At 58.2% G+C, this 15200-nt stretch carries 17 protein-coding genes; 5 read left to right on the top strand and 12 right to left on the bottom strand.

Going from position 1 to position 15200, the window contains the following annotated elements:
- Nucleotides 1–11 precede the first annotated feature (11 nt).
- Entirely contained in the window at nt 12–917 is a 906-nt protein-coding gene (locus AC6I7J_RS21865; RefSeq protein ID WP_059009302.1) for a polyprenyl synthetase family protein, read from the bottom strand.
- 117 nt (nt 918–1034) lie between these two features.
- Between AC6I7J_RS21865 and AC6I7J_RS21860 the strand changes: the two genes are divergently transcribed.
- Together AC6I7J_RS21860 and AC6I7J_RS21855 are read left to right on the top strand one after the other, a co-directional pair.
- A complete protein-coding gene (locus AC6I7J_RS21860; RefSeq protein WP_498007338.1) occupies nt 1035–2306 on the top strand; it encodes an NAD(P)/FAD-dependent oxidoreductase in 1272 nt (423 codons plus the stop codon).
- A 141-nt stretch (nt 2307–2447) separates the two neighbouring features.
- Nucleotides 2448–2663 carry a hypothetical protein gene (locus tag AC6I7J_RS21855; RefSeq protein WP_164861080.1) on the top strand — a complete coding sequence of 72 codons (216 nt, stop codon included), beginning with the start codon at nt 2448–2450 and terminating at the stop codon, nt 2661–2663.
- Between the two features lie 34 nt (nt 2664–2697).
- Here AC6I7J_RS21855 and AC6I7J_RS21850 read toward each other — a convergent pair whose 3' ends face one another.
- The gene (locus AC6I7J_RS21850; protein ID WP_021508892.1) at nt 2698–3405 is read right to left on the bottom strand and encodes a phage antirepressor KilAC domain-containing protein; all 708 of its coding nucleotides are present in this window, start codon (nt 3403–3405) and stop codon (nt 2698–2700) included.
- A gap of 263 nt (nt 3406–3668) precedes the next feature.
- Between AC6I7J_RS21850 and AC6I7J_RS21845 the strand changes: the two genes are divergently transcribed.
- A complete protein-coding gene (locus AC6I7J_RS21845) occupies nt 3669–4862 on the top strand; it encodes a zinc-dependent alcohol dehydrogenase (RefSeq protein ID WP_021508893.1) in 1194 nt (397 codons plus the stop codon).
- 39 nt (nt 4863–4901) lie between these two features.
- Here AC6I7J_RS21845 and AC6I7J_RS21840 read toward each other — a convergent pair whose 3' ends face one another.
- From AC6I7J_RS21840 to AC6I7J_RS21820, 5 genes are all read right to left on the bottom strand, one after another.
- On the bottom strand, nt 4902–5249 hold the full coding sequence (locus AC6I7J_RS21840; RefSeq protein WP_021508894.1) for a hypothetical protein: 348 nt from the start codon (nt 5247–5249) through the stop codon (nt 4902–4904).
- A gap of 29 nt (nt 5250–5278) precedes the next feature.
- Nucleotides 5279–5452, bottom strand: coding sequence for a hypothetical protein (locus AC6I7J_RS21835; protein ID WP_498007337.1), 174 nt, complete (start codon nt 5450–5452; stop codon nt 5279–5281).
- Between the two features lie 105 nt (nt 5453–5557).
- The gene (gene mazF / locus AC6I7J_RS21830; RefSeq protein WP_058770345.1) at nt 5558–5890 is read right to left on the bottom strand and encodes an endoribonuclease MazF; all 333 of its coding nucleotides are present in this window, start codon (nt 5888–5890) and stop codon (nt 5558–5560) included.
- Nucleotides 5890–6135, bottom strand: a complete 246-nt coding sequence (locus AC6I7J_RS21825; RefSeq protein ID WP_058770344.1) for an AbrB/MazE/SpoVT family DNA-binding domain-containing protein — start codon at nt 6133–6135, stop codon at nt 5890–5892. Before AC6I7J_RS21825 ends, mazF begins: the two co-directional genes overlap by 1 nt.
- 99 nt (nt 6136–6234) lie before the next feature.
- The gene (locus AC6I7J_RS21820) at nt 6235–7089 is read right to left on the bottom strand and encodes a helix-turn-helix transcriptional regulator (RefSeq protein ID WP_498007336.1); all 855 of its coding nucleotides are present in this window, start codon (nt 7087–7089) and stop codon (nt 6235–6237) included.
- 115 nt (nt 7090–7204) lie between these two features.
- On the opposite strand from AC6I7J_RS21820, the gene AC6I7J_RS21815 reads away from it, so the two are divergent.
- Complete coding sequence (locus AC6I7J_RS21815) at nt 7205–8614, top strand: MFS transporter (RefSeq protein ID WP_058758997.1); 1410 nt, start codon at nt 7205–7207, stop codon at nt 8612–8614.
- A 119-nt stretch (nt 8615–8733) separates the two neighbouring features.
- Here the strand turns inward: AC6I7J_RS21815 and AC6I7J_RS21810 are convergent, their stop codons facing one another.
- The 5 genes from AC6I7J_RS21810 to AC6I7J_RS21790 are packed head-to-tail and all read right to left on the bottom strand — an operon-like array spanning nt 8734 to nt 13758.
- Nucleotides 8734–9816 (bottom strand): ABC transporter ATP-binding protein, encoded by a 1083-nt coding sequence (locus AC6I7J_RS21810; RefSeq protein ID WP_058776100.1) that lies wholly within the window; start codon nt 9814–9816, stop codon nt 8734–8736.
- A 3-nt stretch (nt 9817–9819) separates the two neighbouring features.
- Nucleotides 9820–10770 carry a carbohydrate kinase family protein gene (locus AC6I7J_RS21805; RefSeq protein ID WP_498007478.1) on the bottom strand — a complete coding sequence of 317 codons (951 nt, stop codon included), beginning with the start codon at nt 10768–10770 and terminating at the stop codon, nt 9820–9822.
- On the bottom strand, nt 10770–11609 hold the full coding sequence (locus tag AC6I7J_RS21800; RefSeq protein WP_260640997.1) for a carbohydrate ABC transporter permease: 840 nt from the start codon (nt 11607–11609) through the stop codon (nt 10770–10772). Before AC6I7J_RS21800 ends, AC6I7J_RS21805 begins: the two co-directional genes overlap by 1 nt.
- Nucleotides 11599–12510 (bottom strand): carbohydrate ABC transporter permease, encoded by a 912-nt coding sequence (locus tag AC6I7J_RS21795; RefSeq protein WP_021508901.1) that lies wholly within the window; start codon nt 12508–12510, stop codon nt 11599–11601. The genes AC6I7J_RS21800 and AC6I7J_RS21795 overlap by 11 nt, the downstream gene beginning before the upstream one ends.
- Before the next feature lie 9 nt (nt 12511–12519).
- Nucleotides 12520–13758: an extracellular solute-binding protein gene (locus AC6I7J_RS21790; RefSeq protein ID WP_058776097.1), complete on the bottom strand. Its 1239-nt coding sequence runs from the start codon at nt 13756–13758 to the stop codon at nt 12520–12522.
- A 264-nt stretch (nt 13759–14022) separates the two neighbouring features.
- On the opposite strand from AC6I7J_RS21790, the gene AC6I7J_RS21785 reads away from it, so the two are divergent.
- Nucleotides 14023–15192: an ROK family transcriptional regulator gene (locus AC6I7J_RS21785; protein ID WP_498007335.1), complete on the top strand. Its 1170-nt coding sequence runs from the start codon at nt 14023–14025 to the stop codon at nt 15190–15192.
- Nucleotides 15193–15200 lie beyond the last annotated feature (8 nt).

The raw sequence follows: 15200 nt of genomic DNA, 5'->3' as shown, positions 1-15200 counted from the left end.
TATGACCGGCTTCAGTTAAACATCGCCAGCTGTTGATTAAACAGGGCGTGCATATATTGACGGGTGGCGACACCGCGATGGCAGGCGCAGGCAAGGTGTGCATCGGCGCTGCTTAAATGGTCGCGCAGACGACGTTCAGCCCCTTCCGGACCCAGCATCTGCACCAGAGTGGATTTGCCCTGATCCTGATGACAGTCCTTGCCAGTGTGTTTAGAGCCATCTGCCAGGTCGTCCAGTAACTGGAATGCCTGACCTAAATCCTGCGCAAAATAGCTTAAACGCTGACGCACCTGCACTGACGCATCGGCCGCAATCGCCGCCATCTGCAGCGTGGCGCGAAACAGGACGCTGGTTTTCAGTTCGTTGGTCAGGGTGATGGCTTCCGGACTGCGGCTGTGTGCGCCGTCATGCAGATCCTGGAACTGACCCTGAACCAGTCCCTGCAGGCCCACGGCAGAGGAGAGCTCGGCAATGGCTTCGGCTTTGTGCGTTGCCGGCAGACCCGGCGCGAGTGCAATCACCTCAAAGGCGCGGCTGAGTAGCGCGACCGCTGCCAGGATCGCCACGTTTTCCCCATATTCACAGTGGATTGCCGGGCGCCCACGTCGCATCCGGGCGTTATCCATTGATGGAATGTCGTCAAGGATCAGTGAGGCGGCGTGCACCATTTCGACTGCACAGGCAAGATCAAGGATGCCGTGCTGCGCCACGTCACAGCCCATATCGCGTGCTGCCAGCAGCAGCAAGAGCGGACGAATACGTTTGCCCGGTGCCAGCGTGCCGGCACGCATGGCAGCCCGAACGCGATCGGCCTGCTGCCCGGCAGGCAATAAATGTTCAAGATGAGCCTGCAATGCGTGATGCAACTGAAGGAGATCGCTTTCCTGGCTTGCTGTGGTATCGACATGGGCGGTCATAGCGGCTTTCCATGGTTAGTTAAATTCTTGTGCTTTTTCAATTAACCGTAGACCCGGTAAGGGGAGTGCGCCAGCGAGCGAAGCGACTTTAACGCACCGTCACGCTTTTTTTATTTATTGAATAATCTGAGAAGTAATTCCTATGACCCTCAGGCCAGTTTTCGCTGCGGTGACTGCTATGATGACGGGCAATCAGAGGAGACAGCTATGACGACGCAAAAAGTGGCGGTAATCGGTGCGGGTGTGATCGGCCTCGCCGTGGCGTGGGCGCTGGCGCGGCAGGGCGCGCAGGTGACCCTCTTTGACCGGCAACACATGGGCGCGGGCACCAGCAGCACCACATTTGCCTGGGTAAACTCCAACGGCAAACAGCCTGCCAGCTACCACCGCCTCAATGCGCTGGCGATGGAGGAGCATATCCGGCTGCAGCTGACGCAGACCAATGGCGTGCGCTGGCTGGAACCTTGTGGCACCTGGGAGTGGGCCGGCGCGGGTGAAGCCGAACAGCAACTGCAGCAGCGTGCCACCGCCTTGCAGGCCGCTGGCTATGCGGCACGGCAAAGGACGCTGGCCGAGCTGCAGCAGGAAATTCCTGAACTGCGCGCGTCTGCGGTGCACGGCAGCATCTGGCATTTTCCAACGGAATCGGTGCTCTATCCGGCGCTGTATCTGGCACGGCTGTGGTCAGAGGCGCAGGCGCACGGCGCGGTACTGCATCAGCATCAGGCGATTCAGCACATCAGTGAAAATGCGGAAGGCGTGACGGTGCAGCTGGAGCAGGGTGAGCAGTGGCAGGGTGATCGTCTGGTGCTGGCGACCGGACGCTGGGCCAATCAGCTGCTGCATACGCTTGGACTGGAACTGGCGCTGATTGACACCAGCAAGCCTGATGCGGTGGCCTGCAGCTTTCTGGCGCGCACCGCACCGCAGCCGTTATCGCTTGGCACCAACCTGATTTCTCCGCAGCTGAACGTGCGGCCGGACGGCGGCGGGCGGTTACTGTTACAGGCGCTGGATCTCGATCATCTGGCCGATCCGGGCGCGCCGCCGTCGACTCATGGCGCCATCGCCGATCAGTTTCGTGAGCGCTACCGTGCGCTGTTTGCCACGGCCGGTGCGTTGCAGATCGAGCAGATTGTCGTCGGGCAGCGGGCGCGTCCGGCTGATGGTTTGCCGGCACTGGGCTTTGTCACCCCGCATCAGCGCGTGTATGTCGCGGTGACGCACAGCGGCATCACGTTATCACCGCTGATTGGCCGGCTGGTGGCGGAAGAACTGATCGGCGACAGTCCCAGCGATCTGCTGAAAGAGTTCCGGCCACAACGGCTGATCGGCAAAACCGCCAGCGCGTTTGCACCGATTCAGCGAAACTTTCCGGCGGCACAGTGAGCGAAGCGATGGCGCAGACCACAGGGTAGCGGGTTGATTAATTTTTAACCTGAATTAAGGCGTAGGCTGATCGCGATCAAAAAAACATCTGCCGGGCTGCTCAACCATGGAAGGCGAAACATAAGCCAGATGGAGGTGAGTATGCGTACCACCCTGATGACGCTGCCGCAGATGGCGCAATACCTTGATATCCCCTGTAACACGCTGGCGCGTGCTATGTGTAATCGTGGCACGCTGGAAAAATTGCCGCTGCCGGCGGCGGTTGATGACAGCCTGCCGCTCTCCTCTCGCTGCTGGTCACGCGAAGAGGTCAGGCAGTTTCGCCATCGGCTCCAGCGCCGCCGCCATCAGCGCTAAGCGAATCCAGCCGGTCGTCCTGACCGGCTGAATATCAGGCAGCGACACCATTCGGCCGTGCAGCGACATGACCGGCCCACAGGCTGGCAACCCACTTCACACCTTTCGCGGTAAACCGTGCCTGCGAAAAAGCATGCTGGTTTTCACCCATTCCGCTGCGCAGCGCAAAATAGCCAGCCTGCAGATGGTGCTGCTGTGGCGTCAGCGCACCTTTGTCACGGTACATAATGTTGCGCTCAAGCAGAAACTGCCGAAACTCCGGCTCTTTCACTTTGAGCATTTTGCACAGCTGGCGAAAACCCAGCGACTCATGCACATCAACAAAGCGATCAAAGAATTCTGCCTTTGGGGCCGTCAGCGCCAGTTGCTGTTCCGCCGCACGGCGTTGCTCAAACTGTTCTGCCCAGGCACGGGCCGCTTCCGCCGGATTGGTGAAATCGGGCAGATGGGTGAATTTTTCCCGCTCCTGCCAGCGGTCCAGCAGTTCGGCGGTAAAGCCAGGGGAAAGACGAGCAACCGCCAGCAGCGAGTCACGTTTATTTAGCTGAAACTCCTGACGTGTCTCACCTTCATGCTCGTAATGATTCACCGTGACAGGCTGGGAAAGGCGCTGCGCGGTTTCCAGGCTTTTAATCAGGCGCTTCACTTCGCCATGCGTGATGCCGGTTATTCTGGCAATTTCACGGCTGCTCATCAGCAGGGTTGCGTTGAGAGCAGCAAGACTTTCCGTTGAGATCATCATCAGTATCACCTCTTACAAACGTGGAACAGTCCATCAGACTGCTGGATAAGTATACAATATACTGTTTGCATATCCAGTATTATTTTTAGCCGTTACTGTAAGAAATGCCTCTCTGCGAGATATCGCACAAAGCGCAACTGCGCCGGACCCCGCTCTGCACCCGATACCGATACGCTTGCCTATTCGACTATTGCTACCAGGCTTAAGCGATTCAGGTTAAATAAAGACAGCCTTTCGTTACGCTTATTTATGAGGAGCCGATTATGAAAGCGTTAACTTATCATGGCCCACATCGGGTGCGCGTTGAAACTGTTCCTGACCCGATTTTAGAGCAGCCGGACGACATTATTTTACGCGTCACCGCGACGGCAATTTGCGGCTCCGACTTACATCTTTATCGCGGGAAAATTCCCGGTACCGATCACGGTGATATATTTGGTCACGAATTTATGGGTGAAGTGGTCGAAGCGGGGAGTGAGGTTACCAACGTAAAAATTGGCGATCGCGTTGTGGTGCCCTTTGTTATTGCCTGTGGCGACTGTTTCTTTTGTCATCTGCATCAGTATGCAGCCTGTGAAAATACCAATAGCGGGCGCGGTGCTATTTTAAACAAGAAAAATATTACCCCTCCTGCAGCGTTATTTGGCTACAGCAAACTGTACGGTGGCGTGCCGGGCGGCCAGGCGGAATATGTACGGGTGCCAAAAGCCAATGTCGGGCCATTTAAAGTGCCGCTGGCGCTACCGGATGAGAAAGTGCTGTTTCTCTCCGATATCCTGCCCACCGCCTGGCAGGCAGTGCAAAATGCCGGGCTGGATAAAGGCTCCAGCGTCGCCATTTTTGGCGCCGGCCCGGTCGGGTTACTGAGCGCCGCCTGCGCGCGCCTGGCAGGGGCGGAAGAGATCTTTATGATTGACCACAACGCTTATCGACTGGAATTTGCCCGCCAGCGTTATGGGGTTACGCCGATCAATTTTGATGAAATCGACGATCCTGCTGGCTGGATCATTGATCATACCCAGGGCCACCGGGGCGTTGATGCGGTAATCGATGCGGTAGGTTTTGAAGCCAAGGGCAGCCTGACGGAAACGGTGATGAGTAATCTGAAGCTGGAGGGCAGCAGCGGGAAGGCGCTGCGGCAGTGTATTGCGGCGGTACGCCGTGGCGGTGTGGTCAGCGTGCCGGGCGTGTATGCCGGCTTTATCCACGGCTTCCTGTTTGGCGATGCATTCGATAAAGGACTGACGTTTAAAATGGGCCAGACGCATGTGCAGGCCTATTTACCGCGCCTGCTGTCGCTGATTGAGCAAGGGCTGCTGACGCCGGAAGAGATTGTGACGCACCATATGCCGCTGGAAGAGGCCGCGCGCGGCTATGAAATCTTTGAAAAACGCAAAGAGGATTGCCGCAAAGTGATTCTGGTGCCCGGTATGGCCAGTACCACGCCAGCGGCCTGAGTGCTGACAGGCTGCCTGACGGCAGCCTGCTTCAGTGGCTTAACGCACGATATCTTCATCGCGGTCGTTGAGCTCGGGTAGTGCAATTTGCCGTGAGGGCGCGTTATCCAGCCGATCGCCATAGTCAGCACTGACATCGGGCAGGCTGGTAAACTGGCCATCGACGAACAAAAAGCTAAGGTGTTTTTCCACCTCGGCCAGTAATTCGTCCACTTCCTGCTCCGTTTCTCCCCCGGCATCTTTACCGTCCAGCTGCCAGCGATAACGATCGCCCACTCTTTCCGCACCGCCAATATCAACGATGTGGCCATCGATATTTTCCACCAGTAAACGCTGACGGGAAAAATAGAGTAAATAGGGCATCCGATCGCGATTGTTTTCTGACATAACATAACTCCTTCATGACGTTACCACGGTTAGCGCAGAAAATAATAGCGAAACGCAAATACTGACCAATATACCGCGTTCAGACCTAAATAAGCCCAGCACCCCCAATAAGCCACAGGCTCGCGACGGGTGCGCAGTTTAGGTAAGAAAGCCAGTAAATAACCGGCTGCAGCAATAAGCGAAACGAAATAAAGTAGTTTCATGCGCTCTCCTGAATTTATTATCGTCTGATAAGCATAGTCAGGATAAATAAGGTTGGGGATAGCGCAGGACATTCTTATCGGTGGCGATGGCAAAGATAACGGACGTCAGCCAATCAGCGCTTTAGCTTTAGCGCGAATCTCACTCAGTTCCTCGGCGGTCACATGGCTTTTTTTCACCACTTTTCTGGCGCGCCAGTCGATGGAGGTGACCTGATCGGCCAGCGCCACACTATCACGGCTACCGGTAAGGGAAACTTCAAAAGGATAGCCTTTGACCTGGGTGGTACATGGGACGCACAACAACATGCCAACCTTGTTGTTATAGGCAAAGGGACTCAGCACAACCGCAGGACGATGGCCGCCCTGTTCATGGCCAAGGGTGGGATCAAAATCCAGCCAGATGAGATCGCCTGCATCGGGAACAAAACGTGACACCATCAGATTCTTTCCTTGCCCACTGAAGGTCCAAAATCAATTTTATCATGGACGTTATCGTCGGTGATCTCGTCCAGCAGAGCGTCCAGTGAATACACCTTTTCCCTGAGCGGCACAAGGATCAGTTTGCCATCTTCAACGCTGAGTTCCAGTTTATCGTCCACGCTGAGCGACGCGGATTGCATCACGCTGGACGGGATGCGAATCGAGGGACTGTTGCCCCATTTCTTTAAGGTGACGGTCGTCATAACAGGCCTCCGAAGAATGTGTATACATTGTATAGCCGTGATGATGTTGATACAACGTATAAACACTTTCAGCCTGACATGTTAAGAAAGCGGCAGGATTCAGCGCGCCGTTAACTGTTGCAGCGCCGCTGCGCTGGCGGCATCATCCGGCACATACACCAGCAGGCGGTCACCGTTGCGTGACGCCGACCACCAGTTGTTCTGGCGCAGGATCATTTCGCCTACTTCGGCACGGTAAAAGCGTTTTACGCGGTTTTCCACCTTGCCTAGTTCGTAGCGCTGCCAGGTGTGCGCGAACTCATCGGAACTGTTCAGCAATCGCGCCAGAAAGCTTTCCCAGTGCGGATCGCCCAGATGCTCGCCCATCTGACCGCGAAACATCGCCACCATCTGTGGCATTACTTCGTCCCAGTCGGTCATCACGTTACGCCAGCCGGCATGGTTGAACGCCAGCCAGATACAGTTGCGATCTTCCGGCGCGATCTGGGCTAAATCGACGCCCATCAGCGCACACCACGCCTGGTTATAGCCGAGAATATCGAAGCGCGGCGTTTCGATGATCGCCGGCAGCTGAATGGCATCCAGCATTTGCTGATTATGTCCGGCGAGTTTGCAGCAGGCAGCAGCGACGCGCGTCGATGGCAGAGTGTTTCCGGCCAGCGAGAAAAGATGCTGCGTCTCAACATCATTGCATTGCAGGGCGCTGGCGATGGCCGTCAGCGTTTTGGTGGAGGCTTTGATATCGCGCCCCTGTTCCAGCCAGGTGTACCAGGTGACGCCGACATCCGCCAGCTGCGCTACCTCTTCACGGCGTAAACCCGGCGTGCGGCGCTGACGCATACGCGGTAAACCGAGGCGGTTAGGATCCAGGCTCTCGCGGCGCGTACGTAAAAAGGTACCGAGTAATTTACGGTTGTTCAGCTCAGCGGGGGTAAGGGTTTGCGCGGTGCTCATCAGCAGCTCTCCAGACGAGACGGGTAGAATTTATACCATGATAATCAAGAACTGGTACCCGTTTAACGGTTAGGTGATGCTATGCCGTAGTGAAACTAAAAACAAGGTTAACGCTATGCAGACATCGCAACTTCAACGTGCAGGACTGGTGGTCCTGCTGGCCGGGCAGCTATTGCCGATGATCGACTTTTCCATAGTCAACGTCGCGCTGGATGCGATGGCGCAATCGCTGCGTGCCTCGCCGATCGCGCTGGCGCTGATCGTGGCGGTGTACGGTATCGCTTTTGCTATTTGTCTGGCGATGGGCGGACGCCTGGGCGATAACTTTGGCCGCCGTCGTGTGTTCCTTGCCGGCGTCTGGATCTTTGGCATTGCGTCATTATTGTGCGGCATCGCTAACAGCGTCGGCATGCTGATGTTTGCCCGCGCGCTGCAGGGCGTAGGCGCCGCTTTTATGGTGCCGCAGATTCTCGCCACGCTGCACGTTACGCTGCAGGGCAGGGCGCATGCGCGGGCCATTGGCCTGTACGGCGGTATCGGCGGGCTGGCTTTTATTATTGGCCAGGTGCTGGGCGGTTTTTTGATCAAAGCCGATATTGGCGGCTACGGCTGGCGCAGCGTGTTTCTCATCAACCTGCCGATCTGCCTGTTCGTCCTGCTAACCGCGCGCCGCTTCGTGCCGGAAACGCATAACCTCAAGCGGGTGCCGGTGGATGTGAGCGGTACGCTGCTGCTGGCCGGCGCGATCGGCTGTCTGATGCTGGCCCTCGCGCTGGGGCCGCTACTGCACTGGTCGTGGCCGTGCCTGTTACTACTGGCGCTGTTTCCGTTGTTTCTGCATCGGCTGCGTCATAGCGCGCTGCGACTGGAAGCCGCTGGCGGATCGCCGCTGCTGCCGCCCTCGCTGTTGCGTCTTTCCAGCGTGCGTTTTGGTCTGACGCTGGCGGTGCTGTTCTTCTCCTGCTGGAGCGGCTTTATGTTTGCGGTGGCGCTGACACTGCAATCCGGCATCGGCATGACCGCTTTCCAGTCCGGCAACGCATTTATTGCCCTGGGTGCGGCCTATTTTATCGGCTCAATGCGTACTACCCGCATGGTTGAGCGCTATGGTAAACGTGCCACGTTACTGTCTGGCTGTGCGATTCAGATGGTCGGGCTGGTGGCGCTGATCGCGACGCTGCAGCTTAAGTGGCCGCAGGTGGGCATTGCTACGTTGATTCCGGCTACCGCGCTGATTGGCTTTGGCCAGTCGTTTATTGTCAGCACCTTCTACCGGATTGGCATGAGCGGGGTGCCGCATCATCAGGCCGGCGCAGGCAGTGCGGTGCTGTCTACCGTGCAGCAATCGGCGCTGGGACTGGGACCGATGCTGCTCGGCGGCGTGTTCACCCAGATCAATCAGCATGGTAACCATCTGGCAGCCATCAGCGGTACGCTGGCGGTGGAGTTGCTGATGATGGCACTGCTGGTGGTGCTGACCAGCGTCAACCGCCGGACGTTCCAGCCGGTGACGGCTGAAGGCTGACGCCGGAGGGAAAAAGTCAGCCCGTCTGGTCACCGTAAACCCTGATCCTGCAAGGTAATAACAGGTTTTTGGGCCGGGTGCGCATTGATGCGCCCCGGCACCTGAAAACCGCGCCGCGCTTACTTTTCCGCCAGGCGTAAACCACTTTCGGCATCGAACAGATGAATTTTTTGCGGATTGAAACCGATGCGCAGCGTCGCACCACTGCCGGCCGCATGCCGTCCGGCCATCTGCATGTGCAGCGCATGACCGTGCCAGTCAAGGTGCAGCAGAGTTGATTCCCCGGTAATCTCCACCACGTTCACCCTCGCAGGCGCGCCGTCCTGCACTTCGCACAAATCGTGCGGGCGCACCCCCAGCGTCACGGCAGCGCCTTCACGTTCCCGCGCCACCGCCTGCCACTGCGCGGGCAGCGGCTGCCACCAGTCCTGACACTGCACGCCCGGCACGCCGTCATGCGTCAGCAATTGTGCCGGCAACAGGTTCATGGGCGGCGAACCAATAAAACGCGCCACAAAGGTATCTGCCGGACGATCGTAGATCGCCAGCGGTGCGCCCTGTTGCACGATGCGTCCCTCTTTCATCACCACAATCTGGTCGGCCAGCGTCATCGCTTCTACCTGATCGTGCGTGACATACACCATGGTGGTTTTGAAACGCTGATGCAGTGACTTGATCTCGGCGCGCAGCTCCATACGCAGCTGGGCATCAAGGTTAGAGAGCGGTTCGTCAAACAGAAACACCTGCGGATTACGCACCATGGCGCGGCCCATCGCCACGCGCTGACGCTGCCCACCCGATAGCGCGCGCGGGTAGCGCTGCAGCAGCTTATCTATGCCAAGAATCGCGGCGATGCGCGCGATTTTCTGCTGCTGCTCATCGCGGCGTACCTTTTTCACCTGCATATGAAACGCCAGGTTTTCGGCCACCGTCAGATGCGGATAAAGCGCATAACTCTGAAACACCATCGCAATGTCGCGATCGGCGGGATCGCGATCGTTAATCTGCACTTTATCCATCAGAATCGCGCCGTCGGAGAGACTCTCCAGTCCGGCGAGCAGGCGCAGCAGCGTCGACTTGCCGCAGCCGGACGGGCCAACCAGCACGGTAAAGCTGCCGTCGGGAATGGTCAGGTCGAGCGGATGCAGCACCGACTGTTTACCGTAGCGCTTGGCCACTTTAACGAGTTCAACACCGGCCATAATTTAAAACTCCTGTGCGCATAGTTGCAGTTGTTGCCAGTCGGGATAGCGACGTGGCTGCGTGCTGATTGCCAGTGAGGCCACCGCAATGCCCCATTGCAGCGCGGTGGCAAGATCCTGCTGATGCAGCAGCGCGGTAAGAAAACCGGCGTTAAAGCTGTCGCCGGCACCGATGGTGTCGACCACCGCGACTGCGCGACCAGGCTGTTGCAGGCTGTGCTGACGTTGCCAGCAGCCTGCGCCCTGCGCACCGCATTTCACCACGCAGCCGCCGCGCCCGCTGAGCCGTTGCGCCAGCAGGTGCGCGCCGGTGTGCAGATCATCTGCCCCACTCAGCCCGACCGTTTCGACTTCATTGAGCAGCAGCCAGTCGCACTGCGGCAGCCAGCGGGCGATCTGCGCGCGTACCTCATCGCTCCAGCCCTGAGGCGGCCAGCCGGTATCGACGGCAGTGATAAACCCGCGCTGCTGCAGTTCGGCCAGCAACTGCGGATAGTCGTCATACAGTTGCAGGCAGAGAAACGTGCCGCACAACAGCACGATATCGCCGCTGCTGGCTTGCGCCGGGAGCTGGCTCAACACGTCCTGCGCGCTGAGCCGCACAATGTGACCGAGATTGCTGAGGAACGATCGCTCGTGATCGGAGTGCGTGACGCCAACGGTGAGCGAGGTTTCGCAGGCGTAGCGTGTCCAGTGCGCCGCGCTGTGCGGAAAATGGCTCGCCAGCCATGCGCTGAGGCCGTCATCGCCCTGATTAGCGACGGCGCGATGGCGCACCTGCATCGCTTCCAGCGCCAGCGCGCAGTTGCCCGCCGAACCGCCCGGACGCAGCTCACTGTGCTGCAGCATCACTTCGGTGCCACGCTGCGGCCAGCTGTCCAGCGTACCCATGATGACATCGACATTGATATTGCCCACCACGTAGAGCGTGGCGCGGGCTTCCTTATTGCTCATCATCCTTTGCTCCCGCCACTGGCAAGGCCGCTGACCAGCGTTTTTTGCAGCCAGATAGCGATAAAGAGAGGAGGAACCGACGCCAGAATGCCGACGGCGGCAATCAGCCCATCATCGGTGGCGCGGCCTGCGGTAAAGCCGGCAATGGTGACCGGCAGGGTTTGCGCGGCGATGTTACTGGTGAACAGCAGGGCGTAGAAAAATTCATCCCACGCCAGCAGCCAGCCAAACAGCGCCGCCGCGCCCAGCACCGGCTTCGCCAGCGGCAGCGTAATGCGCAGCAGCACCTGCCAGACGCGCAGGCCATCAAGACGCGCGGCCTGTTCGATATCCTGCGGCAGGGCATCAAACTGGTTTTTCAGCATCCAGGTGAGAAACGGCAAAATCAGCGAGCAGTACACGATGATCAAACCGGGTCGGGTGTTGAGCAGATCGAACTGCTGCAGCAGAAAGTAGAGCGGCAGCACAAACGCCACCGGCGGCACCATATAGATGGCCAGAGACGCGAACAGCCAGCCGTCGCGACCGCGATAGCGCGAGAAGCTGAACGCCGCCGGAATCGCCAGCAGCAGACACACCAGCGTCGCGCCGGTCGCCACCAGCAGGCTGTTACCCAGCGCATGCAGAAACAGCGCGCCGGGCTGGCCGGGTTCCAGCGAGATCAGTCTGCCGTAGCGGCTGAAATCCCACTGGCGCGGCAGCCACTCCAGCGGCACGCGTGTCAGATCGCTGGTGGCGCTGACGCTCATCAGAAACAGCCAGCCCATCGGTGCCACGACGGAGATCGCCACCAGCAGCGCCGCCGCGTATTTAGCGCAGGTACGCAGTTTAACCTTCATAGGCACTTCCCCGACGGCGCTGCCGCCACAGTAATAGCATGTAAAGGGTGATCAGCACCGCGCACAGCAGCGTCATTAACATGGCATAAGCCGCACCGCTGCCGGCGCGCAGGTAGCTGAAGGATTCCTGATAGACGTAAAAGCTCAGCGTTTTGGTGCTGTCGACCGGACCGCCGCGCGTCATCACATAGATGATGTCGAAGATTTTAAAGGCGTCGATAGTGCGTAACACCAGCGCGACGCTGAGCGATCCGACAATCGCCGGAAAGGTGATGGCACGAAAACGCCGCCATGCCGATGCGCCATCCAGCCGCGCCGCTTCGTAGAGATCCTCCGGCACCGACTGCAGCGCCGCCAGCACCAGCAGTGTCACCAGCGGATAGTTTTTCCAGATGTCGGCAAACATTACCGCGTTGAGCGCGGAAGCCGGCGATCCCAGCCAGCTGCGGTAGCCATCGATAATACCGAGTTGCGTCAGCAGGGCGTTGATACTGCCGTAGTCCGGATTGAAATTGAGGCGCCACATCATGGCGTTCACAATGGTTGGCAGCGCCCACGGCAGAATCACCAGCACGCGCAGCACGTTACGTCCGGCGAATTTCTGGTTGAGCAGCAGCGCAACCAGCACGCCGATGACGCCTTCAATCGCTACCGACACCACGGTGAAGTAGAGCGTGCGCCACAGCGAGGTTTGAAAATCCGCATCGGTAATGGCGTAGAGATAGTTCTCCAGGCCAATCCATTGCGGCGCTTCACCGCCGCTGCCAATCAGCGCGGCATCGGTAAAACTCAGCCAGATAGTGCGCAGCAGCGGCCAGGCGGTGAGCAACAGCATCACCAGTAGCATGGGTGCCAGCAGCACCCACGCCTGCCGTTGTTCGCGTTGACGCAAACTCAGCATACTGACCCCTTAACGCAGACGCGCCGCACTTTTGTCTACCGCCTGCATGGCTGCTTCCGGTGTCGCGCTGCCGACCAGAACCTGTTGCAGCTGCTGCTGCAGGGTGTTGGAGAGACGTGAGTAATCAGCGGTTTCCGGACGCGACAGCATGACATTCAGCGATTTGTCGGCAGCAGCGATCAGGCTCTCCTGATTCTTACTGACCGCGGGATCCTGATAGGAGCTTTTCCAGATCGGCAGACTGAGCGTGGCGTATTTATTCTGTACCGGCTGCGAAGTCATGTAACTGATGTACTGCCACGCCTGCTCCGGATGGCTGCTGCCTTTGGCAATGCCCAGACCCATCGAACCGTTGACCGCGCCGAAACGATTGGGCGCATCGCCGGGTGCGGGCATGATGCCAACCTGGCCGGCGACTTTACTCTGTTTGGCATCGTTGGCCATGTTGTACATGTAGGTCCAGTTGAGCGCGAAAGCCGCATCGCCGTTGGAAAAGGCTTTGCGCACGTCCTCTTCCAGATATTCGCGCGAAGCCGGGTTGGTCAGGCCCTCATCGAGCGAGCTTTTCATCAGCTTCACCGCCTGCAGCGAGGCTGGCGTAGAGAAATCGAGCTTGCCGTTGTTATAGAATTTGCCGCCGAAGCCGGAGACCAGCGTGGTGTAGTCACACACCAGCGCTTCCGCCTGTGACCAGCTCCATACCAGCGGATATTTAACGATATTTTTCTGCTTAATGATGCGCGCATCATCCAGCACCTGCTGCCAGGTTTGCGGCAGATCTTTAATGCCGGCTTTTTCCAGCATCGCTTTGTTGTAGTAGAGATATTTGGTGTCGAGGATCCACGGCATGCCCAGTGTTTTTCCTTTGAACACCACGGTGTTCATTGCGCCGGGGAAGATTTTCTCTTTTTCATCTGCGCTGATGCGGCTACTGACATCCTGCAGCAGGTCGAACTTGCTGAATTCCGCCGGCCAGATGGCATCAAACAGCACCACATCGTAACCGTTGCCGCCCGCGCCGCGTGCCGCGACGATCTTATCGTGCAGCGCTTCGTAAGGAACAAACTCGAGATTGACCTGCACGTCCGGGTGCGCTGTCTGAAACGCCTGCGTCATGGCGCGGATATCATTTTCACTATAGGCCGCCTGCGTCATAAACAGGGCGTTGAGCGTAGTGGTAGCCGCTGCCGCGCTGCCAGCGCAGGCGAACAGTACGGCGGCAAAACAACCTTTCATCTGATTTTTCATTGCGTTCTCGCCTTCATGCAGTAGAGGGTGTTTAATTAAATCAATTTGATTGATTTAATAACGCGCACAGATTGCCAGCGCGCAGTGGCTGACAGCAGTGAGCTAAAGCAAGGGACGTGCCAGGGCAGAAAACAACGCTGCCATCCGACACTACTTTGCACAGATTTTTGCCGCTGTCAGGTAAACAGGTTGTAAAATGTGTTGCCGATCATAGATATTGAGGCGGCAGTCCGCAGCGGTGGTTAAAAGAGGGAAGCGAGCAGGATGAAAACGTCGGGAACCAATCTGGAACATGCGCGCGCGCACAATCGCCGGGTGATTATCGAAGCGATACGCCTGCACGGTGAGTTGACCCGTGCCGAGCTGGCGCGACTGACCGCGCTAACGCCGCAAACCGTCTCGAATATTGTCGCTGAACTGGAGCAGGCGGAGCTGCTCACCAGCCGTCAGCCGCGCAAGCAGGGCCGCGGTCAGCCGGCGATTCCGGTCACCCTGAATCCGGCCAGTGCGTTTTCCATCGGCATCCATCTCGACCATCAGACGCTACTGATTGTGCTGGTGGACCTGACCGGTGAAATCCATTTTCGCCGCCTTATTATGGTGCAAAAACCGCAGCCGGATGCCACATTAGAGCGCATTGCCGGGGTGCTGGCGGAGATCAAACAGCAGACCGGGCCGCGCTGGCAAAAAGTGCTGGGTATTGGCGTGGTGATGCCGGGGCCGTTTGGTGTGGAGGGTATCTCGTCAATGGGGCCGACCACGCTGCACGGCTGGGAGGATGTTGATATCGCCGCCCGTCTTGCTGAGATGAGTGGACTGCCGGTCACGCTGGAGAATGATGCCACCGTCGCGGCGATTGGCGAACGTTTTCACGGCGTGGCGCGTCATCTTAATTCCTTTATTTATCTGTACATTGGCACGGGCCTGGGCGCGGGCATCATCATGGATGGCCATGTGTACAGCGGCCATGCGCACAACGCCGGTGAAGTGGGGCATGTGGTGGTTGAACCCGGTGGACGTGAGTGTTACTGCGGCAATCATGGCTGCCTGGAGCGTTATGTTTCGCTGCAGGCCGCTTACGAATTCTGCGGACTCGACCCGATGAGCGCGCTGCCGGAAGATTTACTGCAGGTTGATCCGGCGCTGTTTGATCGCTGGATTGATACCGTGCTTACGCCGCTGCGCCAGGGTATTAATATGCTGGAGTGTATCTTTGATGCCGAGAGCGTGATTATCGGCGGCATGATGCCAGCGGTGTTGCTGGATAAAATTATCCAGCGCCTGCCGCCGCTCTACCAATCGGTGCGCGGCCGCTATCTGACCGGCACGCGACTCAAGACCGGCATGACCGGCAGCGACACCGCCGCCCTCGGCGCAGCGGCTCTGCCAATTTTTGATGAGTTTAATCCGCAGTTCCAGGTGCTGATGAAGTGAAAAACGCG

It is taken from the genome of Type-C symbiont of Plautia stali (assembly GCF_059730935.1).
This window is presented reverse-complemented; position numbering and strand designations above follow the sequence as displayed.